Origin of the sequence: Brachybacterium hainanense (assembly GCF_042434575.1) — a bacterium.
GTDB lineage: Bacteria > Actinomycetota > Actinomycetes > Actinomycetales > Dermabacteraceae > Brachybacterium > Brachybacterium hainanense.
Genome location: NZ_JBHLSV010000001.1, coordinates 188919 through 211775 on the forward strand (window position 1 = coordinate 188919; position 22857 = coordinate 211775).

Here is a 22857-nt window from a genome sequence, read left to right on the forward strand (position 1 = left end):
CTTTCAGAGCGGTCGGGAGATGGCGGTCAGGCTGCTGCGGGGACGGGCTCCTCGGCCTCTGCCGCCTCGGCATCGGCGCGGGCGGCGGCGCTGCGAGCGAGGGATGCCCGGATCAGCGCGATGAGGGAGGAGGGGTAGGAGCCGGGATTGCCGAGCGCGGCGGTGAGGCGGTCCAGGAAGACGGCCAGGAGCACGACGCCCACACCGGCCTCGACGCCGAGCGGGAGATTCATGGTGTTGATGCCCTGGACGACGAGCTTGCCCAGGCCATCGGCGCCGACCATCCCGGCGATCACGGCCATCGAGAGCGACAGCATGATGACCTGGTTGATGCCGGCCATGATGGTGGGGATCGCCAGCGGCAGCTGGATGCCGGTGAGGATCTGTCCGGGGGTCGCGCCGAAGGACTCACCCGCCTCGACGGTCTCGCCGTCGACCTGGCGGATCCCGAGCTCGGTCATGCGCACCCCCGGGGGCAGCGCGAAGATGATGGTCGAGAAGATGCCGGGGACCACGCCGATCGAGAAGAAGGTGACCGCGGGGATCAGGTAGACGAAGGCCGGCATCGTCTGCATGAAGTCGAGGACGGGTCGCACGATCGTGCTGACGGTCCGGCTGACGCCGGCGAGGATGCCCAGCGGCACCGCGATCACGATCGCGCAGGCGGTGGCGACGATGACCTGCGCCATCGTCTGCATCATCGGCTCCCACACGTCGATCGCGAGGGCGAACAGGAAGAACAGCACCGTCGCGATCGCGAACTTCCAGGAGCGGAAGACCAGCGACAGCAGCCCGAACACGACGACCATGAGCAGCGCCGGCAGGAGCAGCAGGAGGTCGGACAGCCCGTCGATCAGGAACGTCATGACGAAGCTGAAGGCGTCGAAGAGGAACGACACGTTGTCCTTGAGCCAGTCGATCAGCCACTTGACGCCGTCGCCCAGGGGAATGCGGAGGAAGAAGTCGCCGGTCGGGTTCATCGGGCGTCGGCCTCCTGGGTGGTCGTGTCGGCAGGGTCGTCGTTCTGCATCGCGCCGGCTGCGGTCAGCAGGGTCACGCGGGGGATCACGCCGGCGAAGCGGCCGTCCTCCCCGGTGACGACGAGGGGGCTGCGGTGCTGCGCGGACAGGGCGAACAGCTCCGCGATCGGGGTCTGGGCGTCGACCACCGGCATCTCATGGACGTCGGACCAGGGCAGCTCGTCCTGCCCGGCCCTCACGGCGGCGGCGACGTCCTCCTCCCAGAGGACGCCCTGCGGCGTGCGATCACGGCGCAGCACCACGAGCCAGGAGTTCTGCTGCTCGCGCATGAGCTTGTGGGCGCTGCGCGGCCCCTGTCCGGCGCCGAGCACCGAGGGCGGCGGCTCCATGATGGCCTCCGCGGTGAGGACGCGGCTGCGGTCGACGTCCTGGATGAAGCGGGCCACGTAGTCGTTGGCGGGCTCGTTGAGGATCTGCTCGCTCGTGCCGATCTGCACGATGCGGCCGTCGCGCATCATGGCGATCCGGTCGCCGATGCGCATGGCCTCGTTGAGGTCGTGGGTGATGAACAGGATGGTCTTCTCGAGGCGCTGCTGGAGGTCGACCAGCTGGTCCTGCATATCGCGCCGGATCAGGGGGTCCAGGGCGCTGAAGGCCTCGTCCATGAGCAGGATGTCGGTGCCGGCGGCGAGCGCCCGGGCCAGGCCCACGCGCTGCTGCATGCCGCCGGAGAGGTCGGAGGGCCGGTAGCCGCCCCAGCCCTTCAGACCGACCATCTCGAGGGCCTCGGCGGCCTTCTCCTCGCGGTCGGCGCGGTTCATGCCCGCGATCTGCAGCCCGTAGGCGGCGTTCTCGCCGACGGTGCGATGGGGCAGCAGCGCGAAGTGCTGGAAGACCATGGAGATCCGCTCGCGGCGCACCTGGCGCAGCTGGGCGGGATTCATCGCAGCGAGGTTCTCGCCGCCGATCTCGAGCTCCCCGGCGGTCGCGGGCCACAGGCCGTTGACCATCCGGATGAGGGTGGACTTGCCCGAGCCGGACAGTCCCATCACGACGAAGATCTCCCCCGGCTCGACGCTGAAGCTCGCATCGATCACGGCAGCGGTCAACCCGTCCTCTCGCAGCTGCTCGCGGGTGGCCCCGTTCTCGAGCGCCTCGACCCCGCGGCCCGGGCGACGCCCGAAGACCTTGTACAGACCGTCGGCTGCAATGACTGGCACTCAGGCTCCTTCGATGTTCTCGGCAGGGAGGCCGATCCCGCTGCGGAGATCGCGCGACCGCATGGCGGTGTGCTCCTGAGCGCTGCGCGGCGACCGGCCCGACGCTCCACGCTGGCACCGTCATGGCGAGTTCTCAAACCGGATCCGGGTCGATGAGCGCAGGTCAAGGCGATATCCGACCCGGGGTTCACGTCACGGGGACGTCTCGTGAGCCGTCTCGACCGACCCCGGAGGAGATGGACGAATGAGGGGCTGGCCAGTGCCTCCGCCACCCTCGGACGCGGGGTGCAGGGCCCTTTCGCGAGGGCCTCGGGCGACCGACGGATCACGGTCGCATAACAACCGTCCAGTGGTCACCTACCGATCGTTCAGTTCTGAGGAATCCCCGGAGCCCGTCCTCGGTCACAGAGCGAGATCCTGCCGTGCCAGAGCGCGCCGGAGGGGTCTAGCGTGAGCGCAGACCCACCCGTGAGAAGGAGCCCCCATGGTCCTTGCCGACCCCTCCGCCGCCCGCCCCGTCCTGCCCGGGGAGAGCGCACTCGACAACCCCGCCTGGTCCTCGCTGACCGGATTCCACGCCCCGCTGGCGATCGGCGGCGATCTGGTCCGGCGCTACCCCGAGGACGTCTCTCCCTTCATGGGGGTGCGCGACTTCGCGGATCCGGACGTGTGGGAGGCGATCATCGAGCTGATGGGCCACGACGCCGAGGTCGGGATCTCCCACGCGGAGCCGGTGCTGCCCGCGGGCTGGACCGAGGTCTACCGGGTGCCCGGCGTCCAGCTGGTCCAGACCGAGCAGCTGAGCCCGCGACCCGATGCGGAGGCCGTCGAGCTGGGCGCGCAGGATGCCGCGGAGATGATGGACCTCGTGGAGAGGACGAGGCCCGGCCCGTTCCGCCCCCGGACCCACGAGATGGGCCGCTACGTCGGTGTGCGCCGGGGCGGCCGCCTGGTGGCGATGGCCGGGGAGCGCCTGCACCCTGCGGGCTGGACCGAGATCAGCGCGGTCTGCGTCGATGACCGCTTCCGCCGCCAGGGCCTCGCCTCCCGGATGGTCCTCGACATCGCCTTCCACATCCAGCAGCGCGGGGACCGGGCGCTGCTGCACGCCTCCGCGGAGAACACCGGCGCGATCCGGGCCTACGAGAAGCTCGGCTTCCGCCTGCGCCGGCGCCTGTCGTTCTGGGGTGCGCGGACGCCGCGGTAGGCGCCGGGACGACGAAGCTCGCGATACCCTGGCCGCCCCGAGCTGGAGGGGGAGACATGACGACTGCGCGGCGCATCCCGCATCGGCCGCGGCGAGGTGCGGGGCTGCTCGCCGGGCTCGCACTGCTGCTGTCGGGCTGCATGGTGCCCGGTCTGCCCCTCCCCCTCGGTCCTGCCCCTGAGCTCGGTGCCGAGGACGTCATCACCGTCCGCAGCCCGTCCGGCGGGATGGCGGGCTTCTTCGGCGAGTCGAGCATCAGCATCGGCCCGAAGACGATCACCAGCCGCTACACCGTGCCTGAGGACGCCGTGGTCTACACGGTCACCCGCGACCTGGAGCCCGCCGAGCGCGAGACCGCGGTGGAGGCGGTGGAGGACTACCTCGCCTGGGAGCGCCGGCTCTCGGAGGACGAGCGCGTCCCCTGCACGGACATCCCCAGCACGACCGTCGAGGTCACCGGCATGACGGAGCACAGCTCCACGGTGCAGGACTGCCACGAGGAGACGCCCCTGCGCGCCCTCCTCCTCACGGCCCGCGGGATGCAGGACGAGCGCGTGGCGGACCTCGCGCGCCCCTCGGACACCTGGCGCTTCGAGATCGGCGACCGGGAGGCGTACACGACCGAGACCACCCTCGCCGACGGGCTGGCCCTCCGGCAGGAGGGTGCCGCATCGCGCGACCTGGGCTGGGACGGGACGGCGGCGCTGCTCGCCCCGATCAACGTGCTGCTGCTGGACGGGGCCGCCGCCGGCTCCTGCCCGGAGGCGTCCGAGGAGCTCGCGCTGACCCGCGAGACCTCCCCGACGATCACCCTGCGGTTCCCCCTGTGCCCGACCGGGCCGACGGCCGAGGTGGCGGAGGTGCTGCGCGGCGGCTGAGCAGAGAGCTGTCGGGCTCGGGCTCGTCGCCGAGGGAGGCGAGCAGCTCCGCGGAGGGCGCGAAGAACGTGCTGCCGGTACGGGCGGTCGAGAAGTCCAGCAGGCGGTCATGCAGACCGGGCGGGTCGCCGATGAACATGCGCTCGAGCATCCGCTCCAGCACCCACAGCCGACGCGTGAAGCCGATGAAGTAGGTCCCGTACTCCCCCGCCGCGGGCCGGGCGAAGGGCATGTTGTCGCGCAGGATGTCGTGCTCGCCGTCCGCGTCCTCGATCGTGGCGAGCGTCTTGTGGGACTTCTGGCCCGTCTCGGCATCGGGGAGCTCGACGTTGTCGAACTTGCGGCGGCCCAGGATCTGCTCCTGCTGCTGCGTGTTCAGCGCCTCCCAGGCCGCGAGCGGATGCGTGTACTTCTGGACGACGACGTAGCTGCCGCCCGCGAACTCCGGGTCCTCCTCCCCGACGAGCGTCGCCTCCGGCAGATCCGGGCCGATGGGGTTCGCGGTCCCGTCCACGAAGCCCAGCAGGTCCCGGGCGTCGAAGTAGCGGAAGCCCGTGGTCTCATCGGCCGTGGTGACCTGCCCGTCCAGCTGCGCGAGCAGCAGGCGCTCGACCTCGTAGCAGAGGTCCGCCCGGTCCGCGCGGATGTGCAGCAGCACGTCCCCGGGGGTCGCGGGAGCCGTATGCCTCGCGCCGGCGATCTCCCGGAAGGGGTGCAGCTCCCGGGGCAGCCGGCGACCGGTCAGCGCCGTCCAGACCCGGGCGCCGATGCCGACCGTGCAGCTCAGGCGCCCACCGGGGCTGCGGAAGCCGACGGTCTTCAGCAGGTCCTCCATCCCTCCGAGAGCCTCGCGGACCGCGGCGAGCGGCCCTGGCCCGTCCTCGAGGACGAGGACGAGGAAGGTCGCGGCGCGGGTCAGCGGGGCATCGATCGCCTGCGGAACCGGGGTGCTGTGCGTGCTCATGCGGGGTGATCCCCTCCTTCCGCCGCGGCCGCCGGGCCGGACCGCGTCCCTCCGCAGGGTAGCCCGCGCTGCGCTCCGGACGCCGCGCGCTCAGTCCGTGCGCCGCCCGGCCGGGTCGAACCCCTGCTGGAGCTCGGTCACCCAGCCCGACGGATCCTCGGGCTCGCCTTCCCGGTAGACCTCGCGGCTGGGCCACGTCGGGGTGAGCCCGCGGGCGGCGAGGGCCTCGTGCAGCGCGGCCCAGCTGCTCCCGATCCCCTCCGGGGAGCCGAGATGCACGGTGCACAGCGCATGCGGCACCCCCGGGATCTCGAGCACCTCAGCCCGGCCCGGAGTCGGTCCGTCGACGGTGAAGCCGACCGTGATGTGCACGCCGTCTCCGTCCATGTCATAGAGGGCGATGGCCGTGCCGGCCCGCGCGGCGGCCGGGCCGATCGCCTCGGCCGCGGCGTCGAACAGGCCGCCCACGACCGCTCCGACCGACGGCTGGTCGGGAACGCTCATCCGGCGTGCGGCCAGGCGCAGCGGCGGCAGGGCCTTCTCCTCGAACTCGCGCGGGGACATCGGCGTCTCCTCCCATGGGGTCTGGCTCACTGTAGGCGCCGTCCGGGGCCTGCGTCACCTCCCGGTCTGGGTCCTCCGCGCGCGGGATCCACCGCCGGGATGATGCGGTCGATCCTCGCGGGCGACGCGTCGGACGCCCTCGCGGCGGGATCGTGGAGCCATGAACACGACGAGCACCATCACCGAGGACCGCACCGCCGCCGACCCGACTCCCGCTCCGATCGTCTACCGCCCCTTCCACGCCGCCTGGGGCGACGCCGCGGAGCTCGCCGAGCTGCGGCGCCTCCGTGCCGAGCGCCGCCGCACCGATGATCTCGCCCTCGAGCAGGCCCGTGCGGCGCGCCGGGCCGAGGCCGCGGACCGCCCCGCCCGCGAGGGGCGCGCCCGCACCGGCCGCGGGCATCACCGGGGTCACGGCCTCCGCCTGTTCGGGCACCGCTTCGCCTGAGCATCGGGGGCCGTCGACCCGGATCTCTCCGCTATCCTCGGCGCCACCGCCTTCGTGAGCTGAGGCCGACGATGCCCCCTGTCCCGGAATCCGATTCCGCCGCACGAATCGCCCGTCTGACCCGCGAGGTGCGCTCGCGCGCCTCTGCCGGTCAGTCGCCGGACCGGATCGCCGTCGAGACCTGCCTCAGCCTGGGGGACGTGCAGGCGGTGCTGCGCGACAGTCCGGCCGGGACCGGGCAGGAGGCCGCACCGGGACCCGGTGCCCGCCGGAGCCCGGCCGAGCCGTCGGCCGAGGTGCAGCGCGAGATACGCGAGCGCTTCGACGCGGAGCAGACCACGCAGCGGATCGCCCTGGACGTCGGGATCAGCGTCGCCGAGGTCTTCGCGACGCTCGGGATCGACAGCGCCCTCCCTGCGGAGGACGTCGACTGGCTCATCCTGTTCCCCGAGGGAGAGGAGCCGAACCTGCGCATGACCCGAGGAGACGACGGCACGCGGCGGTACGGGCACCGCGTCCCGGGCCTGCGATCCCATGGGACCGAGCGCTGAGATCACCGCCTCCTCGCGCCGTGCTCGCCTCCCTCGGTGCGGATCCGGGCGCTCGGAACGTCTCCATCCGACGGAGACGAACCGTTCGGCCCTGCCACGTCAGCTCCGGTCGACCTGCACGAACTCGATCCTCTCGTAGTCCTCGGTCCAGTCGTACAGGTACGGGGCGCAGTCCATCTCCGCGGTGGCACCCGCGGCGACCGCGCCCGGCGACTCGCACAGGACCTCGTAGACCACCTGGTCCCCGCGGTAGAAGTACACGTCCACCAGCACGTCCCGGTCCCCCGGAAGGAGCAGGCCGTCCCCGTGCTCGTTGGTGACGCGGAGGTCGACGACGGTGGGCTTGCCGTGCTCGGGGTCCTCGGCCAGGGACCAGCCCTCGTGGTATCGCATCTTGTTCACGGTGATCTCCTCGCCGACCTCGAGGGCGGCGGGATCCGCGTGGGTGCCGGCGGCGTTCTGGCGATCGGAGAACAGGAAGTCCTGCACCGACCACAGAAGACCTCCCACGAGGATCAGCGCGTACAGCGCGGCGACGATCCGCACGGGCAGGCGCAGCGGGAGCTCCCGTGTGCGCGGGGACAGGTCAGAGGTTCGCAAAGATCGGCCCTCCCTCGATGATGATCCCGATCCAGGACAGGACGCCGCGCACGAGCGGCGAGAGGACGATGGTTCCCAGCACCAGGGCGTGGTCCGGGCTCAGCGCCGTCAGCGGCAGCCGGTGCGCGATCACCCCGCGATGCGCGCGGTACCAGGCGACCAGGCACACCACCCAGACGATCGAGTACGCCGCGTCGACGACGAGGCCGATCACCGCGCCGAGGTCGTCGCTGAGCAGGCCCAGCAGCGCGGGGACCAGGGTGAGCCCGGCGAGCACGAGGGCGAGGGCCTGCACGCGAGGAGACGCGGGAGCGTGGCCGCGTGCGCGTCCCTCGGGTCCCCGCATCATGCGCACCAGACCGACCAGCACGATCACGGGCGCCGTGACCAGCGCGAGGATCATGTCCAGGCGAGACGTGCCCAGCATGCCGACGCCGAAGAGGATCAGCGAGAGCGAGTCCTCCCCGGCGCGGGCCGCATCCAGGATCGACCCCATGAACCCGAACAGGCCTCCGATGCCGAGGCTGAGCCCGGAGACCACGATCGCCGAGCCCCAGGCATCGCGGCCGGCGAGGAAGTTGAGCAGCAGGAGCAGGCCCGCCAGCAGCGCGAGGAGGCAGGCGAGGACCATCGGCGCCCGCACGAAGCCCGCGGTCGCGACGGAGTTCCCCCACATCGCGACGGCGGCGGCCGCGAAGATCACCAGCAGCGCGGACGCCAGGCGCCGCCACCGGGCGGCGGCCTCCCGGGCCCCGAGGGCGACGGCGGTCGCGACGGCGAGGATCCAGAACCCGCCGGGTCCTACCTTCTCCAGCAGCAGCAGGGCGAGGACCGCGACGACGGTCCCGAGGACCCGCAGCGCGAGGGGGCGCAGGAGCAGAGCGCCGAGCGCCCCCGCCTGGGCGAGGACGAGCAGGAACGCCATCACGAGCAGCTGCACGAGGCTGCCCAGGTGGGTGAGCGCCTCCATCGTGAGGGAGAGGGAGGTGGCGAGCACGGCGAGCGTGAGGGTCGCGGCGCCGAGCTGGCTCAGCCGGCGGTGGCGGGAGAGCTCATCGAGGTCGAAGGGGTTCCCCACGGCGATGTCCATGGCTCCACTTTACGGTCCTGACCTGGTGATTCCGCGCCGGATCGAGCCCTGGACGGGCTGTCTGCGAACCGTAGGCTCTGAGGAAGTGCACACACCCATTGATGAGGAGAGAGGACGTGTCCAGAGCCTATCGAGCGTGTCAAATCGACAGAACTCGTCGGCCGGGACGCGTCTCCTCGGCGTGTCGCGGCCCGGCACCGAGAGGGAGCCGGGCCGGGCCGCGAGGATCCGGAGGCCTCAGACGAAGGCGCTCGTGCCGGTCACGCTGCGGCCCACGATGAGCGACTGCATGGTGTCGGTGCCCTCGTAGGTGTGCAGGGCCTCGACGTCCGCGAGGTGGCGGATCACCTGGTTCTCGAGCAGGATCCCGGAGCCGCCCAGCAGGTCCCGCGCGTTCGCGGCGATCGCCCGGGCCCCGCGGGTGTTCTGCACCTTCGCGAGGGAGGCCTGTTCGGGGCGGATCCGGCCGGAGGCCTCGAGCTCGGCCAGGCGCACGCAGGTCAGCTGCATGGCGGTGAGGGTGCCGAGCATGTCCGCGAGCCGCACCTGGACGTGCTGGGCCTTCGCGAGCGGCCTGCCGAACTGGATGCGGGTGGTGGCGTGCTCGAGCGCCGCCTCGTAGCAGGCGATGCCGTGGCCGAGCGCTCCCCAGGCCACACCCGCCCGGGTCGCGAAGAGCACGCGCGAGGTGTCCTTGAAGGAGCGGGCGCCGGGAAGACGATCGGTGAGGTCGACCCGGACCTCATCGAGGGTGATGTGGGCCTGGTGGATGGCGCGCAGCGACACCTTCCCGCGGATCACCTCGGCGCGGTAGCCGGGCAGGTCCTGTCGCACCAGGAAGCCGCCGACCTGGCCGTCCAGCGCCTCGTCGGAGGGGTCCTCGACGCGGGCCCAGACGACGGATACCTGGCCGCCGGCACCGTTGCCGATCCAGCGCTTCTGCCCGCTGAGCACCCACTGGTCGCCGTCGCGACGCGCCGTGGTCTCCAGGGACACGGAGTCGGAGCCGTGGTCGGGCTCGGTGAGGGCGAAGGCCCCGAGCTCCGCTCCGGTCACGAGCGGCTCGGCCCAGCGCTGCTTCTGCTGCTCGGATCCCAGCAGCATGATCGAGCGCAGCGCGAGCCCGCCCTGCACGCCGACCATGGTGCCGACGCTGCCGTCGATCCGGCTCAGCTCCATGTTCACGAGCCCCGCGCCCAGCGGGCTGAGGACGCGGTGCCCGGGCACGTCGAGGCCGTCCACGAGCAGGTCGAGCTCGCCGAGGCGGCCGATGAGGTGCGTCGGGTACTCGGCGCGGTCCCAGGCGTCGTCGATGATCGGCTGCACGTCCGCCGCGATCGCGCGGGCCGCGGCCCAGGCCTCGAGCTCGGAACCGGTCACGTCCTGGAACAGGGAGTAGTGGTCGGCGTGGACGGGCAGCAGCTCCGCCGCGGTCGCGGCGCTCGGGTCCAGGGCGCTGACCACGGCGCGCTCGGTGACGACGGAGGCAGGGGTCTCGCGAGTGGTCATCAGGACATCCTCTCCAGGAGAAGGGCCATGCCCTGCCCGCCGCCGACGCAGAGGGTCGCGAGGCCCACCTGCGCATCGCGCTCCTGCAGGCCGTGGATCAGGGTGGTGGTCATGCGGGCGCCGGTCTGGCCCCACGGGTGGCCGAGCGCGATCGCCCCGCCGTGGACGTTGAGCCGGTCCTCCTCGATGCCGAGGTCCTGCGCGGAGGGGATGACCTGCGCGGCGAAGGCCTCGTTGAGCTCGACGAGGTCCACGTCGCCGATGCTCATGCCGGCGAGCGCGAGGGCGCGCCGGGTGGCCTCCACGGGGCCGAGGCCCATGATCTCGGGGCTGATGCCGGAGATGCCGGTGGAGACGATGCGGGCCAGCGGCGTGATGCCGAGCTCGCGGGCGCGGACGTCGGACATGACGACGAGGGCGGCGGCGCCGTCGGACAGGGGGCAGCAGTTGCCGGCGGTGACGGTGCCGTCCTCGCGGAAGACGGGCTGCAGCGCGGAGACGGCCTCGAGGGTGACGCCGGGGCGCGGGGAGTCGTCGGCGGCGATCACGGTGCCGTCGGGGAGGACGACGGGGGTGATGTCGCGGGCGAAGAAGCCGGAGGCGATCGCGGCCTCGGCCCGCTGCTGGGAGCGGACGGCGTAGGCGTCCTGCGCCTCGCGGGTGACGCCGCGCAGCTCGGCGACGTTCTCCGCGGTCTGCCCCATGAGGATGTACGGGTCCGGGAGCAGGCCGTCCTCGCGCGGGTCGTGCCAGGGCGCGGGGATCTCGCGGGAAGCGCGGGCGGCTGTCCGCTCCCAGGCCTCCTGGAAGGCAGGGCTGCGCGTGTCCTCCTCCTGCAGCTTGCCGGTGCTGAAGGACAGGGATTCGACGCCGGCGCTGATGACCGCGTGCGCCTCGCCGGCGCGGATCGCATGGAAGGCGGTGCGGGTCGTCTGGATGGAGGAGGCGCAGAAGCGGGTGACGGTCGCGCCGGGCACGGTGTCCAGGCCCTGCGCGACCGCGAGGGTGCGGGCGAGGTTGCCGCCCTGGTAGCCCTCGGGGATCGCGCAGCCCAGCTGCAGGTCGTCGATGCTCTCCGCATCGAGCTGGGGCACCTGGTCCAGAGCCGCGCGGAGCATCTGCCCGGCGAGCTCGTCCGGGCGGAGCGCGGCGAGCGACCCCTTCCGGGCGCGGCCGATGGGCGAGCGGGCGGCGGCGACGATGACAGCCTCGGGCACAGGGTCTCCTTCGACGGCGGGGCAGGACGGCTGGCGACAGACTACCCGATACCGTGCGTTCGTGATACCCGCGGTTCGGGGTATTTCAGCCGCGCAGATCGAGGATCGTCAGCAGCGAGCCTCCATGCACCGGATCCGGATCGGCCGTCCCGTCCTCGACGAAGCCGAGTCCCGCCAGCAGTCTGCGCGAGGCGGTGTTCCAGTCCCGGACCGTCGCGTACAGCCGCCGATGCCCCTGCGCCCGGGCATGCTCGACCACGGCCCGCCCCGCCTCGGTCGCGTAGCCGCGGCGGTGATGATCGGCGAGCAGCTCGACGGCGAGCTCCGGAGCGTCCGGGGGTGCGTTCCCGCCGCGGATCAGCCCGCAGTATCCGATCGGATCCCCCTCCTCGCGACGCTCGAGGACCAGCACTCCCAGGCCCGGGCCAGCGGGCCCCCGGCGGATCCGGTCCTCGAGATCGGCGAGGGTGGGCCGGCCCTCCGCGTCGATCCTCCGGCTCGCCGGGACCCGAGGGTCCCGCTCCTCCCACAGCCGCCGATGCATCGGCGCGTCCTCGAGACGCCAGGGGCGCAGCAGCAGGCGCGCGGTGCGCAGCCGCGGCTGCGGGATCGGGGTGTCGTTCATGAGGTCATGCTGTCATCCGCCCGATCGCCCGGGAAGCCGTCCCTCCTCCCCCGGGCCCCAGGTCGTCGACAGTCGGAGGTCGCCGCGGTGCAGGACTCCCGCCTGCGCTCCTTCCGCAGCGCGGGCCGTCCCGGCTCCGGCGCGGGAGGGCTCCCCTAGGATCGTGCCATGGCCCCCTCCGCCGACCACGCTCCCGACACCGACGCCTCCGCACGCCTCGCCTCCGAGCGCACCGACTACCGGGCCGGCCGCCTGACCGATGCCGAGCCCGCGGACCCCATGCCGCTGTTCGACGCCTGGCTCGCCGAGGCCTTCGCACGCCGCGCGGATCACGGGGACCTCGCCGAGCCCACGGCCGTGGTGCTCTCGACCGTGGAGCTCACCGATGCGGGGCCGCAGCCGCGCTCGCGGACGGTGCTGCTGAAGGGGCATGACGCGAACGGCTTCGTCGTCTACACGAACCTGCGCTCGGCCAAGGGGCGCCAGGCGCTCGCGAGCCCAGCGGGCGCGATGCTGCTGCCCTGGTACGCGCTGCAGCGTCAGGTGCGCATCGAGGGGCGCCTCGAGCAGGTCGAGGACGCCCTGGCCGACGCCTATTTCGCGAGCCGTCCCCGGGGCTCGCAGCTGGGCGCCTGGGCCTCGCGGCAGTCGGAGCCGATCGCCTCGCGGGCCGCGCTCGAGGCCGCGTACGCCGAGGTCGAGGCCCGCTTCGCCGGAGAGCCGGTGCCGCGTCCTGCGCACTGGGGCGGGCTGCGCCTCGTCCCGGAGCGGATCGAGTTCTGGCAGGGGGGCGGGAGCCGGCTGCACGACCGGATCGTGTACGAGCGCGCGCCGGAGGGCGGCTGGACGCATCGGCGGCTGCAGCCGTGAGCACGCCCTCCCCCGCCCCTGCCCGGGTCGACCTCCCCGTCCCCGCGGATGCGGCTGCGATCGCGCAGGTGCACGTGACCGGCTGGCGCGAGGCCTACGAGTATCTGCTGCCGGAGCGATTCTGGGACGCGGAGGCGCTCGCCGGCCGAGTGCGCATGTGGGAGCTGATCACACGCTGGCATCCCGACCGGATCGCCGAGCGCCTCCGCGTGGCGAGGGACGCGGAGGGCGGCGTCATCGGCTTCGCGCTGACCGGCCCGGCCGAGGAGGACCCTCGCGAGCTGCACGCCCTGTACGTGCTCTCCCCCTGGTACGGGACGGGCACGGGCGCCGCCCTGCTCACGGAGCTGCTGGGGGACCTGCCGGCGAGCCTATGGGTCGCGCAGGAGAACCCGCGCGCCCGCCGCTTCTATACGAAGATGGGGTTCGTCGAGGACGGCCTGCGCAAGGTCGACCCCTCGCTCGAGGACCTCGCGGAGATCCGCATGGTCCGCGGACACCGCACCCCACCTCCGTGACCTCCGACCCCCGCACCCCGACCTCCCCGATCCCGCCCAGGCAAGGACGCTCCGATGACACCTCCCCCTGCCCCTCCCGGCCGTTCGAAGGCACCGCTGATCATCGGCATCATCTGCGCCGTGACGGCCGTGGCAGCCTTCGTGATCGGCGGGATCGGCGTGGTGGCCTACCTCGTGATCCGCAACGCGGAGCCGGACGCGCCCACTGCGTCCGGCCCTGCTCCCAGCACTGATGCCGCCGTCCTGGAGACGGACCATCTGCATTTCGGCACGGATTCGGCCGCCTCGCCGGAGGTCGAGCTGTACATCGACTTCGCCTGCCCGCACTGCGCGGACTTCGCGGAGATCAACGATCCCGATCTGCGCCAGCTGTCGGAGGACGGGATGGTGAACCTCAAGATCCGCCCGCTGCCGATGCTCAACGCGTCCTCTGCCGGCTACTCGGAGCGTGCCGCATCGGCCGCGACCTGCATGTACGCACAGGATCCCGCCTTGTTCTGGGACATGTCCGAGGCCCTGTTCGCCCAGCAGGCCGAGGGCCCCTCGCTCACGAGCGAGGACCTCGCGGATCTGGCCGAGGGCCTCGGCGCGGACGAGGACACGGCGGCGTGCATCGCGGCGGACACCTACACGGGCTGGGTCAACGACACGGTCTATCCCCCGGCCCTCGAGCGGATCTCCGGGACGCCGAGCGTCTATCTCGACGGGGAGCAGTGGACCGGCGACTACACCGTGCCCGGGGAGCTGCATCTCGCCATCGTCGGAGAGTGACGCGCCGGGAGATCGGAGGACCCGAGCGCGCAGGTGACGGTCCGGGAACGGCCAGGCGAGCAGATCGGGAACGGAGACGGGCATCCGATCGTCGGATTCCTCGGACCTCTCCCCGAATCCGCCGCGCACTCCTAGAGTGAGAGGCATGGACACCCTCCCCGACGTCGACCGCTCCCTTCCCGTCGGCCTGACCCGCGATGCCGGATGGCAGCTCGGCGTGCGCCGCACCGTCCGGGCCGATGCCGAGGAGATCTGGCACCGGCTCCTGAACGAATGGCTGCTCTCCTGGCTCGAGGTCGACTCGGTCCCGCAGATGGTGGGGGCGCCGCTGCGCCGCGGCGAGCTGGTCCGCGGCCGGGTGACCGGATGCCACGTGGGTCGGCGGATCCGTCTGCGCTGGCATCCGCCGCAGCTGGACCACGAGACCGTCTTCCAGGTGACGCTGGTCGAGGCCGCCCAGGGGACCACCATCGCGATCCATCAGGAGCGCCTGCTGGGCCCGGCCGAGCGCCAGGCTCTGCTCGAGCACTGGACCGGGATCCTCGAGGAGGTCGTCGCCTCCTACGGGGGTCGCGGACCGCTCACAGCTGACCGGACAGCGCCACCCGTTCGTCCTCGCTGATCGACGAGAACTCCCGCAGCACCTCGCTGCGCAGGACGTCCACGTCCGCGGTGCGGCCGATCCCCGCGACCTGTCCGTCGAAGCGGACCTGCCACACGGCCCAGTCCCCGTCCTCGGGACGGGAATCGTCGTCGTAGTGCCAGGCGGCGCGGCCGTCCCCCACCGGAAGACCGTAGTGGAGGCGCCACTCGCTCGAGGAGTAGACGACCACGCGCCGCCCCCAGGCCGCTTCGACGCTCCGGGTGAAGGCGTCGATCTCCGCCTGCGCCTGCTCCGCCTCGGGCCGCTCCTGGCAGGCCCCGTCGAACTCGAGGTCCAGGACCGGAGGGAGGGCGGCATCCTCCGGCGGTACCGCGGCGAGGAAGTCCCGAGCCTGGTCCGCGCCCGGCGAGCAGAGCGTGAAGTAGTGATAGGCGCCGCGGGTCAGCCCCGCCTCGCCGGAGCCCTTCCAGTTCGCGGCGAACTGCGGGTCGGTGTACCCGCTGCCCTCGGTCGCCTTGATGTAGGCGAAGGTGTAGCCGTCCCCCGCCACGGCCTGCCAGTCGATCTGCCCCTGATGGGAGGAGACGTCGATGCCCATGGTCTCTCCGGGCTCGAGCTCGATGCCCTCCGGGAGCTGGGCGCGGGCGGGGGCGTCCGCGGGGGTCTCCGCGAGCGTCATCGCCTCCGGATCGGCGAGGCGCACCCCGGTCGTCGCCGGAGCGGCCGATGCCTCGGCGGGATCCGCCTCCGCGCCGGTGCCGCGGACCACGCGGATCGTGCAAGAGACGGCGGCCACGGCGAGGACGAGGATGAGGACCGCGCAGCATCCGGCGACAGTGCGGCGACGTCGCCGGACCTGCTCGCGCGTGTACCGAGGCATGCCGGGAGCCTACGGAATGCGCGTGCCGGGGACCGCGACGCCGCGCCGGGGGCGATGCGGGAGGTTCTCGCGGGGGCTCCCGGCGCGCCTGCGGCTCTCAGCGGGCGTAGAGGCGCACGAAGGCGGACAGCAGCGCCGCGGACTCGTCGGCCTTCACGGAGCGGACCCTCGCGGCGAGCTCCTCGAACTCGGCGGGCTCGAAGTACCCGTGCTCCCGGTAGATGCCGGCCCGGACGACGAGCCCCTCGCTGTCGAGCTCAGGATGGAACTGGGTCGCGTACTGGCGCGTGCCGATGCGGAACATCTGCACGGGGCAGGCCTCGCCGCGTCCCAGGTGGACGGCGTGCGGGGGCAGCTCGCGCACGGCCTCCTTGTGGCCCACGAGGGCCAGGAACTCGTCCGGCAGGCCGGCCTCGCGGATCAGGGGGTCGGCCTTTCCCTCCTCGGTGAGGCGCACGGTGATCGCCCCGGCCTGCTCGCCGTAGGTGCGGTCGATGATCGCGCCCTGGTGGGTGCCGAGCGCCCCGACCCCGTAGCAGGCGCCGAACAGGGGCAGGTCCTCGGCGATCACCCGGTCCATGAGGCCGGCGAGCTCGGCCTCGGCGCGCAGCTGGGCCGCGGACTTGGACGAGGCGGGGTCCGAGGCGTTGTAGGGGCTGCCGCCGAGGATGATGCCGGAGAGCTGCTCGAGGTCGAGCTCGGGCAGCGGCTCGCGCTCGAGTCGGATCCGCAGCAGCTGCTCGGGGGCGAGCCCGGTCAACCGGCAGAAGGTCTCGTACTCGGTGTCGGCGGCGTCGTCCTCGGCCCGGGTCGCGATCAGCACGAAAGGTCTCACGAGCAGATCCTAGTGCGTGCCGCCGCCCGCTCCGGCCATGATCAGCCGTCGACGAGGGTGACCTCGAAGCTGTACCGCGAAGCGCGGTAGAGATGATGCCCGTACTCGATGACGGCGCCGTCGTTCGAGAAGGACTTGCGGTCCATGACCAGCAGGGGCGCTCCCACGGTCTCCCCCAGCAGGCCCGCGTGCTCCTCGTCTGCCGTGATCGCGCCGATGCGCTGATGTGCGACCGCGGAGATGACGCCGCGCTCCCTCAGCGCCGCGTACAGCCCCCTGGCCGTGAGCTCCTCACGGGTCGGGGCGATCCGCTCCGGGAGCGTGTTGCGCATGAGCGCGAGCGGCTCCCCGTCCGAGGAGCGCACCCGCATGAGCTCGAGCACCAGCTCGCCCGGCTCGAGCAGCAGGCGGCCTGCCGCCTCCGCCGAGGGCCTGCCGATGCGGTACTCGATGACCTCGGTGCTCGGGTTCTTCCCGGCGCGCGCGAGGTCGTCGTACAGCGAGGTCAGCGCGACGGGGCGGTTCACCTGCGACTCGACGACCTGGGTGCCGACCCCGCGCTTGCGCACGAGCAGCCCCTTGTCCACGAGCTCCTGGATGCCCTGGCGCACCGTGGGCCGGGACAGGCCCAGGCGGCCGGCGAGCTCGAGCTCGTTCTCGAGCCGCGATCCGGGGGTCAGCTCCCCGGATCGGATCGCCGCCTCGATCCCGCGGGCGAGCTGCATGTACAGCGGTGACCCGGCGGAGCGATCCAGCGTGAGCTGGACCTGGAAGCGGTCCTGCGGGGCGACGGCCATGCCGGACTCCTTCGTGCGTGAGGGCTGGTCATGACAAATCTAGTGCACGCGGGCGCCGGGGCCGACGGCCTCGCGGGCCCCCTCCCCCGGCGCGCCGCAGGATCCGAGCTCAGCGCCTGCGCGTGAGCGCATCGACCACGCGCTTCTTCCGCGTGACGATATGGATCTCGCCAGTGGTGACCTTCTCCTCGAGCAGCTCGAGGCTGACGCCCCGCGTCTCCGGAACGAAGCGCCACACGAACAGCAGCGACAGCACGCCGACCCCCGCGAACAGGAAGAACGTGCCGGTGATCCCCACGCCGCTGACCAGCGAGGGGAAGAACAGCGCCACGATCCCGTTCATGATCCACAGGAAGAACACGGCGATGCCGATCCCCAGGCCGCGCATGTGCAGAGGGAAGATCTCCGAGAGCCACACCCACACCGCGACGTTGAGGAAGGTCTGCATCGACAGGACGAACCCGACCACGAGCACGAGGATCACGAACGGGCGGGCCGGGTTGCCCTCGGGCAGCAGCACGGACGCGATGCCGACCAGCACATGGCAGATCGAGGTCAGCGCCAGGCCGATGAGGAAGGTGGTGCGTCGGTCCAGACGGTCCATGTTCCGCAGGGCGATGACCGCGCCGAGGACGGCCACCACGCCGAAGGCGATGTTCGCCAGCGGGGCCTGAGCCTCCGACATGCCCGACTCCTCGAGCACCCGGGTCCCGTAGTACATGATCGAGTTGATGCCGGTGAGCTGCTGCACGAAGCCCACGCCGATCGCGATCAGCAGGATCGTGATCAGGTGGCGGTTGGTCAGGAGGGCGCGGATCCCCACCTGGGACGTCTCCTTCTCCTCCCCGGCGATGTCCTCGACGGTGCCGATCTCCGCGACCGCGCGCTCCTCGGAGCGGATCGTCCGCAGCACCTGCAGCGCATCGGCGCGGCGTCCCTTGTCCACGAGCCAGCGCGGCGACTCCGGCATGCGCAGCATCCCGACGAAGAGCGCGATCGCGGGCAGGCAGCAGACGGCGAACATGATCCGCCAGATCCCGTCGAGGTGTCCGAGCGTCGCGAAGATGACGTAGTTGACGACGAAGGCGGCCAGCTGACCGGTGACGATCGCGAACTCGTTGCGGCCCGCGATCGATCCGCGGATCTCGAACGGGGCGAGCTCGGCCAGGTACACGGGCACGACGGAGGAGGCGGCGCCCACGGCGAGGCCCAGCAGGATGCGCCCGGCGATCAGCAGGGCGTAGCCGGGGGCGTAGAACTCGCCCAGCTGCGGGCCTGCCGGGGACAGGACCACCAGCAGGGCGCCGGCCAGGAACAGACCCGACATGATGAGGATGCTGCGCCTGCGGCCGATGCGGTCGGAGACGGTGCCGCCGACGAAGGCGCCGATCGCCGCGGCGAACACGAGGGCGCTGATGACGAAGCCGATCTGGAGATCGGACAGGCCCAGCTCGATCTGCATCGGGCCCTCGGCGCCGTTGGCGACGCCCGTGTCGTAGCCGAACAGCAGACCGCCGAAGCAGGCGATCACCGTGATCTGTGCCAGGCGCGAGCGGAACGGTCCGGTGCCCAGCGGCGGGAGGTCCCGCTCCGCAGGATCGGGGTGATGATCGGACATGATGACTCCTTTGTCATGGGTGGACGAGCGTCCGCCGGGGTCGCCGCGGACCGCGCGGTGGACGCGCGGTGCGCAGGCGGGCAGCCGGGAGGACGCCCGAAGAGCGTCGAGGGCCGTCCCGATCGCTCGGGACCGGGACGGCGGGGCGGGTCAGGGCCGGGACAGCACCGTGACCGGGACGAAGCCCTCCGTGGTGAGCGCCGCCTCCGCGGCCTCGCAGGCGGCGGCGGCGAGGTAGCCGTCCCAGGCGGTCGCGGAGCGCTCGGCGACGAGCGAGCCGTCGGCGACGGCGGCGATCCAGGCCTGGACCTCGGCGTCGTAGGCGTCGACGAAGCGGGGGCGGAAGTCCGCCGGGATCGCGCCGCCCCAGGCGCCGCCCGGCTTCTGCGTCGTCACCCGGGCGATCTCCTGGCCGATCGTGGCGATCCCGCGAGAGCCCAGCACCTCGGTGCGCACCTCGTAGCCGGAGTCGGTGTTGACGTACAGCTCGTCGGTGACGATCCGGCCGGATGCGGTGCGCAGCAGCAGGATCATCGGATCGTGCTGGCCCTCGTCGGCTCGCGGGCCGGGCACGGGCAGCACCGCCTGGACGGCGACGATCGGCTCGTCCAGGAAGTAGTGGATCGCGTCGATCTCGTGGACCGCGGAGTCGTAGACCATCATCGCGTCCACGAAGCCGGGCAGGGTCCGGGCGTTGCGGTGCTTGCAGTTGATGATGCTGATCTGCCCCAGCTCGCCGGAGTCGATCGCGTCCTTGAGCTCCGCGTACTCGCGGTCGAAGCGGCGCATGAAACCGAGGGAGACGAGGGGCCGCCCGGCCGCCTTCTCCGCCTCGACCACCGCGTAGGCGTCCTGCGGGTTCATGGCCAGCGGCTTCTCACACAGCACGGGCTTCCCGGCCGCGATGCAGGCGATCGCCTGGTCCTTGTGGAAGGCGCCGGGGCTGGCGATGAGGACGGCGTCGACGTCCTCGGCGGCGATCAGCTCCTCGGGGCCGTCTGCGACCCGGCAGCCGGGGATGCCGGCCGCGATCTCCTCGGCCTTCTCGCGGAAGTAGTCGGTGACCACGCTGACCCGCGCACCCTTGATGCGGCGGGCGATGCGCTCGACGTGGTCGGCGCCCATCTGGCCCACGCCGATCACGCCGACGCGGACGTCGGCGGGCAGGGACGGGGCTGCGGGGACGGTCTCGGTGCTGCTCATGAAGCTCTCCTCGGAGGTGCCGGCGCTCAGGCCAGGCGGGGATCGGGGCCGGCGGCGGCCCAGGTGCCGCGCACCCAGGTCTGCTCGGGATGGTCGGTGATGTTCCAGGCGCGCTCCGGGGCCGGGCCCGCCATGACGTTGAGGTAGTACATGTCGTGCCCGGGGGCGGCGGCGCACGGGCCGTGCCAGCCGTGCGGGACCAGCACCGTGTCGCCGCTGCGGACCTCGGTGAGCACGTCGATGGGCCGCTCCGGATCCGTGGAGCTGGTCTGATGGAAGCCGAAGCCGGGCCCGCCGTCGGGCGCGCTCTGGACCTCGTAGTAGTAGATCTCCTCGAGCTCGGACTCGGTCTCGGTGGTCGTATCGTGCTTGTGGGCCGGGTAGCTGGACCAGTTCCCGCCGGGGGTGACGACCTCGCAGGCGATGAGCTTGTCGCAGGCGTCGAAGGCGCCGACGGACCCGAAGTTGCGGACCTGGCGGGTCATGGTCCCGCCGCCGCGGATCTCGACGGGGACGTCCTCGGCGCGGATCACCGCGACGGGGTGCTCTCCCCGCTGCGCGGGGGGAACGGCCGCGGTCGCGAGCGCGAAGCGGCCGCCCGCGGCGCTCGCGATGCGCAGCTGCGTGCCCTCGGGGGCGTACAGCACGTCGGTGGGACCGGCGAACACATCGACCCGGCCGCGCAGGGCGAAGGCCTCCTCGCCGATGCTCACCTCGCAGGCGCCGGTCAGCGGCACCACCATCACCTCGACGCCGTGCGCGGTCCAGGTCTCGCCGCCGCCCGCCGGCAGGGCGAGGACGCGCAGCCCGGTGTGGACCCAGCCCTCGCGCCCGCCCGGGTCGATGACGGTGTCGAAGCTCCCGCTCGCGGAGGCTCCCGCCGGGATGTGCAGCTCATTCATTCCAGATGTCCTTCCAGGTCAGCGGATCATGTCGACGGCGGCGGCGACAGCACCGGTGACGTCGTCATCCTCGGGGTAGAGCAGGGTGCGCCCCACGGTAAGGCCCCGCACGTTGGGACGGGCCAGGGCCGCTTCCCAGGTGGCGCGCACCGCGTCCGGGTCCGCGCCCACCGGGTCACCGCCCAGGATCAGCGTGGGCAGCGTGGTCGCGTCCATGACCCGCTCCATGTCGGGCACCGCCGGCAGCTTCAGCCAGGTGTAGGCGCTGGTCGCGCCGAGCCCCTGGGCGACATGGATCGAGCGGATGACGGCCTCGGGGCTGAGGTCGTTGACGACCTTCCCGTCGCGGCGCGAGGACCAGAAGGGCTCGACCATGGCGATCAGCTCGTGGCGGGCGAGGTCGGTGACGGCGTCCGCGGACCAGGCGAGGGTGCGGGAGGTGCGGTCGTCCTCGAGGTCGATGCGGGTGAGCATCTTGCCCCCGTCGAAGCGGGCGGCGGCGATGGAGGCCGCGTCGTAGGCGGTGAAGCGGTCCTCGATCTCCCAGGACCCGCCCTGCAGCCCGCCCCGGTTCATGGAGGCGAAGACGATCCTGTCCTCGAGCGCGCCCAGCAGCAGCAGGTCCTCGAGCACGTCCGCGGTCCCCAGCACCCCGTCGACGCCGGGCACGGCGAGCGCCGCGCGCATGCGGTCCAGGAGGTCGGTGCGGCTGGCCATCGCCGTGGGGCGGCTGCCGGCGCCGAGGGCGCCGCGCGCGGGGTGGTCGGCGGCGACGATGAGCATGCGGCCGTCGGTGTCGGCGACGGTGCGGCGGCGCCGGGTCCGGGCGAGGCGGGCGATCCGGCCGGGGTCCTGCACCCGGATGTCGGTGACCTCGGCGTAGCTGCGGGCGAAGGCATCGGCATCGGTGCCGGCCGGAGTGATCGGGGTGATCATGCGCGGGCCTCCTGGGCGAGGCCGCGGTCGTGGATCCCCGCGAGCATCTCGTCGATGGTCTGCCCGTGGTTCGGGTCGCCTCCCGCGATGAGCAGGTCGATCTCCTCGGTGGTGGGCATGGCGGTCGAGCACTCGAGGCGGCTGGTGACGATCGCGCCGGCGGCGTTGCAGCGGGTCAGCGTCTCCTCGAGGGACTGCCCGGACAGCAGGCCGTGGCACAGCGAACCGCCGAAGCTGTCCCCCGCGCCCAGGCCGTTGATGACCTGGATCAGGTTGGGGGCGACCTCGACGCGCTCGTCGCGGGTCTTGCCGAGCACGCCCTTCGGGCCCTGCTTGACGATCGCGATCTCGACGCCGGCCTCGAGGAGGGCGTCGGCCGCGCGCTCGGGCTCGGTCTCGCCGACGGCGACCTCGCACTCCTCCCTGTTGCCGACCGCGACCGTCGTGAACTGCAGCGCATGGCGGTACTGCTCGCGCGCCTCCTCGGGCGAGGACCAGAACATCGGCCGGTAGTCGAGGTCGAAGACGGTGTGGGCGGTGCGGCCGCGTGCCGCGAGGGCCGCGTGGTGGGCGGAGCGGCTGGGCTCCTCGGACAGGCCCGTCCCGGAGAACCAGAACAGCGGCACCTCGCGGATCGCGTCGAGGTCGAGGTCCTCGGGGCGCACCTGCAGATCGGGGGCGCTGGGCTTGCGGTAGAAGTACAGCGGGAAGTCGTCCGGCGGGTAGATCTCGCAGAACGTGATGGGGGTCTTCAGCTCCTCGGCCGTGATGACGAAGCGATCGCTGACGCCCAGGCGGACGAGCTCCTGCCGGACGTAGCGGCCGAAGGGGTCCTCGCCCACGCCGCTGATGAGCGCGGGCGCATGCCCCAGGCGCGCCGCGGCGACGGCGACGTTCGCGGGGCTGCCGCCGAGGAACTTGCCGAAGCTGTAGACGTCCTCGAGGCCGACTCCGACGGCGAGGGGATACAGGTCCACCCCGCTGCGACCGAAGGTGATGATGTCGAGATCTGCTGCCATGGGAACGGGTGCCTCCCTGGGTCGTGGGCCTCCGCGGAGGAGGCGTGGTTG

At 72.3% G+C, this 22857-nt stretch carries 25 protein-coding genes; 8 read left to right on the forward strand and 17 right to left on the reverse strand.

All coding sequences use genetic code 11. The features are described 5' to 3' along the window. Positions 1-26 precede the first annotated feature (26 nt). Together ACFFF6_RS00905 and ACFFF6_RS00910 are read right to left on the reverse strand one after the other, a co-directional pair. Entirely contained in the window at positions 27-980 is a 954-nt protein-coding gene (locus ACFFF6_RS00905) for an ABC transporter permease (protein ID WP_376977334.1), read from the reverse strand. After that, positions 977-2200, reverse strand: coding sequence for a quaternary amine ABC transporter ATP-binding protein (locus ACFFF6_RS00910; protein ID WP_376977335.1), 1224 nt, complete (start codon positions 2198-2200; stop codon positions 977-979). The genes ACFFF6_RS00905 and ACFFF6_RS00910 overlap by 4 nt, the downstream gene beginning before the upstream one ends. A 484-nt stretch (positions 2201-2684) precedes the next feature. On the opposite strand from ACFFF6_RS00910, the gene ACFFF6_RS00915 reads away from it, so the two are divergent. Both ACFFF6_RS00915 and ACFFF6_RS00920 read left to right on the forward strand, forming a co-directional pair. Further along, entirely contained in the window at positions 2685-3407 is a 723-nt protein-coding gene (locus tag ACFFF6_RS00915) for a GNAT family N-acetyltransferase (RefSeq protein WP_376977337.1), read from the forward strand. 56 nt (positions 3408-3463) lie between these two features. Further along, positions 3464-4285 (forward strand): hypothetical protein, encoded by an 822-nt coding sequence (locus ACFFF6_RS00920; RefSeq protein WP_376977339.1) that lies wholly within the window; start codon positions 3464-3466, stop codon positions 4283-4285. On the opposite strand, the gene ACFFF6_RS00925 is transcribed toward ACFFF6_RS00920, so the two are convergent. After that, entirely contained in the window at positions 4215-5249 is a 1035-nt protein-coding gene (locus tag ACFFF6_RS00925; protein ID WP_376977340.1) for a Dyp-type peroxidase, read from the reverse strand. The two genes, ACFFF6_RS00920 and ACFFF6_RS00925, sit on opposite strands and share 71 nt — an antisense overlap. Positions 5250-5339: 90 nt before the next feature. After that, on the reverse strand, positions 5340-5813 hold the full coding sequence (locus ACFFF6_RS00930; RefSeq protein ID WP_376977342.1) for a GyrI-like domain-containing protein: 474 nt from the start codon (positions 5811-5813) through the stop codon (positions 5340-5342). A 160-nt stretch (positions 5814-5973) separates the two neighbouring features. On the opposite strand from ACFFF6_RS00930, the gene ACFFF6_RS00935 reads away from it, so the two are divergent. Beyond that, a complete protein-coding gene (locus ACFFF6_RS00935) occupies positions 5974-6261 on the forward strand; it encodes a hypothetical protein (protein WP_376977344.1) in 288 nt (95 codons plus the stop codon). Positions 6262-6332: 71 nt separating this feature from the next. After that, entirely contained in the window at positions 6333-6812 is a 480-nt protein-coding gene (locus tag ACFFF6_RS00940) for a hypothetical protein (RefSeq protein WP_376977346.1), read from the forward strand. A 99-nt stretch (positions 6813-6911) separates the two neighbouring features. On the opposite strand, the gene ACFFF6_RS00945 is transcribed toward ACFFF6_RS00940, so the two are convergent. The 5 genes from ACFFF6_RS00945 to ACFFF6_RS00965 form a co-directional block, all read right to left on the reverse strand. After that, the gene (locus tag ACFFF6_RS00945) at positions 6912-7412 is read right to left on the reverse strand and encodes a hypothetical protein (RefSeq protein ID WP_376977348.1); all 501 of its coding nucleotides are present in this window, start codon (positions 7410-7412) and stop codon (positions 6912-6914) included. After that, positions 7399-8502, reverse strand: a complete 1104-nt coding sequence (locus ACFFF6_RS00950; RefSeq protein WP_376977350.1) for a hypothetical protein — start codon at positions 8500-8502, stop codon at positions 7399-7401. Before ACFFF6_RS00950 ends, ACFFF6_RS00945 begins: the two co-directional genes overlap by 14 nt. 237 nt (positions 8503-8739) lie before the next feature. Continuing rightward, positions 8740-10011, reverse strand: a complete 1272-nt coding sequence (locus tag ACFFF6_RS00955; protein WP_376977352.1) for an acyl-CoA dehydrogenase family protein — start codon at positions 10009-10011, stop codon at positions 8740-8742. Continuing rightward, a complete protein-coding gene (locus ACFFF6_RS00960; RefSeq protein WP_376977354.1) occupies positions 10011-11228 on the reverse strand; it encodes an acetyl-CoA C-acetyltransferase in 1218 nt (405 codons plus the stop codon). The genes ACFFF6_RS00955 and ACFFF6_RS00960 overlap by 1 nt, the downstream gene beginning before the upstream one ends. 85 nt (positions 11229-11313) lie before the next feature. After that, positions 11314-11853, reverse strand: a complete 540-nt coding sequence (locus ACFFF6_RS00965; RefSeq protein WP_376977356.1) for a GNAT family N-acetyltransferase — start codon at positions 11851-11853, stop codon at positions 11314-11316. 168 nt (positions 11854-12021) lie between these two features. On the opposite strand from ACFFF6_RS00965, the gene pdxH reads away from it, so the two are divergent. From pdxH to ACFFF6_RS00985, 4 genes are all read left to right on the forward strand, one after another. After that, positions 12022-12723, forward strand: a complete 702-nt coding sequence (gene pdxH, locus ACFFF6_RS00970; RefSeq protein WP_376977358.1) for a pyridoxamine 5'-phosphate oxidase — start codon at positions 12022-12024, stop codon at positions 12721-12723. Next, the gene (locus tag ACFFF6_RS00975; protein WP_376977360.1) at positions 12720-13241 is read left to right on the forward strand and encodes a GNAT family N-acetyltransferase; all 522 of its coding nucleotides are present in this window, start codon (positions 12720-12722) and stop codon (positions 13239-13241) included. The genes pdxH and ACFFF6_RS00975 overlap by 4 nt, the downstream gene beginning before the upstream one ends. Positions 13242-13295: 54 nt before the next feature. Continuing rightward, positions 13296-14012 (forward strand): DsbA family protein, encoded by a 717-nt coding sequence (locus ACFFF6_RS00980; RefSeq protein ID WP_376977362.1) that lies wholly within the window; start codon positions 13296-13298, stop codon positions 14010-14012. Between the two features lie 145 nt (positions 14013-14157). Continuing rightward, entirely contained in the window at positions 14158-14634 is a 477-nt protein-coding gene (locus tag ACFFF6_RS00985) for an SRPBCC family protein (protein ID WP_376977363.1), read from the forward strand. Here the strand turns inward: ACFFF6_RS00985 and ACFFF6_RS00990 are convergent. The 8 genes from ACFFF6_RS00990 to iolC all read right to left on the reverse strand — a co-directional run bounded on the left by ACFFF6_RS00990 (position 14594) and on the right by iolC (position 22806). Beyond that, complete coding sequence (locus ACFFF6_RS00990; protein WP_376977365.1) at positions 14594-15496, reverse strand: GH25 family lysozyme; 903 nt, start codon at positions 15494-15496, stop codon at positions 14594-14596. The genes ACFFF6_RS00985 and ACFFF6_RS00990 overlap by 41 nt on opposite strands. Before the next feature lie 97 nt (positions 15497-15593). After that, complete coding sequence (locus tag ACFFF6_RS00995) at positions 15594-16331, reverse strand: glutamine amidotransferase (protein WP_376977367.1); 738 nt, start codon at positions 16329-16331, stop codon at positions 15594-15596. A 41-nt stretch (positions 16332-16372) separates the two neighbouring features. Then, positions 16373-17128 (reverse strand): GntR family transcriptional regulator, encoded by a 756-nt coding sequence (locus tag ACFFF6_RS01000; protein ID WP_376977369.1) that lies wholly within the window; start codon positions 17126-17128, stop codon positions 16373-16375. 109 nt (positions 17129-17237) lie between these two features. Continuing rightward, on the reverse strand, positions 17238-18746 hold the full coding sequence (locus tag ACFFF6_RS01005) for a sugar porter family MFS transporter (RefSeq protein ID WP_376977371.1): 1509 nt from the start codon (positions 18744-18746) through the stop codon (positions 17238-17240). 150 nt (positions 18747-18896) lie between these two features. After that, the gene (locus tag ACFFF6_RS01010; protein WP_376977373.1) at positions 18897-19949 is read right to left on the reverse strand and encodes a Gfo/Idh/MocA family protein; all 1053 of its coding nucleotides are present in this window, start codon (positions 19947-19949) and stop codon (positions 18897-18899) included. Positions 19950-19975: 26 nt separating this feature from the next. Then, positions 19976-20851, reverse strand: coding sequence for a 5-deoxy-glucuronate isomerase (iolB, locus tag ACFFF6_RS01015; protein ID WP_376977375.1), 876 nt, complete (start codon positions 20849-20851; stop codon positions 19976-19978). Positions 20852-20869: 18 nt separating this feature from the next. Next, positions 20870-21787, reverse strand: a complete 918-nt coding sequence (locus ACFFF6_RS01020; RefSeq protein ID WP_376977377.1) for a Cgl0159 family (beta/alpha)8-fold protein — start codon at positions 21785-21787, stop codon at positions 20870-20872. After that, positions 21784-22806: a 5-dehydro-2-deoxygluconokinase gene (gene iolC, locus ACFFF6_RS01025; protein ID WP_376977379.1), complete on the reverse strand. Its 1023-nt coding sequence runs from the start codon at positions 22804-22806 to the stop codon at positions 21784-21786. The genes ACFFF6_RS01020 and iolC overlap by 4 nt, the downstream gene beginning before the upstream one ends. Positions 22807-22857: the final 51 nt, after the last annotated feature.

What these genes read in the sequence shown, in the direction of transcription:
- ACFFF6_RS00935 (WP_376977344.1), top strand. Translation starts at nt 5,974, where the DNA reads ATGAACACGACGAGCACCATCACCGAGGACCGCACCGCCGCCGACCCG.
- ACFFF6_RS00930 (WP_376977342.1), bottom strand. Translation starts at nt 5,813, where the DNA reads ATGTCCCCGCGCGAGTTCGAGGAGAAGGCCCTGCCGCCGCTGCGCCTG.
- ACFFF6_RS01020 (WP_376977377.1), bottom strand. Translation starts at nt 21,787, where the DNA reads ATGATCACCCCGATCACTCCGGCCGGCACCGATGCCGATGCCTTCGCC.
- ACFFF6_RS00905 (WP_376977334.1), bottom strand. Translation starts at nt 980, where the DNA reads ATGAACCCGACCGGCGACTTCTTCCTCCGCATTCCCCTGGGCGACGGC.
- iolB (WP_376977375.1), bottom strand. Translation starts at nt 20,851, where the DNA reads ATGAATGAGCTGCACATCCCGGCGGGAGCCTCCGCGAGCGGGAGCTTC.
- ACFFF6_RS01000 (WP_376977369.1), bottom strand. Translation starts at nt 17,128, where the DNA reads ATGGCCGTCGCCCCGCAGGACCGCTTCCAGGTCCAGCTCACGCTGGAT.
- ACFFF6_RS00950 (WP_376977350.1), bottom strand. Translation starts at nt 8,502, where the DNA reads ATGGACATCGCCGTGGGGAACCCCTTCGACCTCGATGAGCTCTCCCGC.
- ACFFF6_RS00985 (WP_376977363.1), top strand. Translation starts at nt 14,158, where the DNA reads ATGGACACCCTCCCCGACGTCGACCGCTCCCTTCCCGTCGGCCTGACC.
- ACFFF6_RS00920 (WP_376977339.1), top strand. Translation starts at nt 3,464, where the DNA reads ATGACGACTGCGCGGCGCATCCCGCATCGGCCGCGGCGAGGTGCGGGG.
- ACFFF6_RS00925 (WP_376977340.1), bottom strand. Translation starts at nt 5,249, where the DNA reads ATGAGCACGCACAGCACCCCGGTTCCGCAGGCGATCGATGCCCCGCTG.
- ACFFF6_RS00955 (WP_376977352.1), bottom strand. Translation starts at nt 10,011, where the DNA reads ATGACCACTCGCGAGACCCCTGCCTCCGTCGTCACCGAGCGCGCCGTG.
- iolC (WP_376977379.1), bottom strand. Translation starts at nt 22,806, where the DNA reads ATGGCAGCAGATCTCGACATCATCACCTTCGGTCGCAGCGGGGTGGAC.
- ACFFF6_RS01005 (WP_376977371.1), bottom strand. Translation starts at nt 18,746, where the DNA reads ATGTCCGATCATCACCCCGATCCTGCGGAGCGGGACCTCCCGCCGCTG.
- ACFFF6_RS00980 (WP_376977362.1), top strand. Translation starts at nt 13,296, where the DNA reads ATGACACCTCCCCCTGCCCCTCCCGGCCGTTCGAAGGCACCGCTGATC.
- ACFFF6_RS00940 (WP_376977346.1), top strand. Translation starts at nt 6,333, where the DNA reads ATGCCCCCTGTCCCGGAATCCGATTCCGCCGCACGAATCGCCCGTCTG.
- ACFFF6_RS00990 (WP_376977365.1), bottom strand. Translation starts at nt 15,496, where the DNA reads ATGCCTCGGTACACGCGCGAGCAGGTCCGGCGACGTCGCCGCACTGTC.
- ACFFF6_RS00965 (WP_376977356.1), bottom strand. Translation starts at nt 11,853, where the DNA reads ATGAACGACACCCCGATCCCGCAGCCGCGGCTGCGCACCGCGCGCCTG.
- ACFFF6_RS01010 (WP_376977373.1), bottom strand. Translation starts at nt 19,949, where the DNA reads ATGAGCAGCACCGAGACCGTCCCCGCAGCCCCGTCCCTGCCCGCCGAC.
- ACFFF6_RS00915 (WP_376977337.1), top strand. Translation starts at nt 2,685, where the DNA reads ATGGTCCTTGCCGACCCCTCCGCCGCCCGCCCCGTCCTGCCCGGGGAG.
- pdxH (WP_376977358.1), top strand. Translation starts at nt 12,022, where the DNA reads ATGGCCCCCTCCGCCGACCACGCTCCCGACACCGACGCCTCCGCACGC.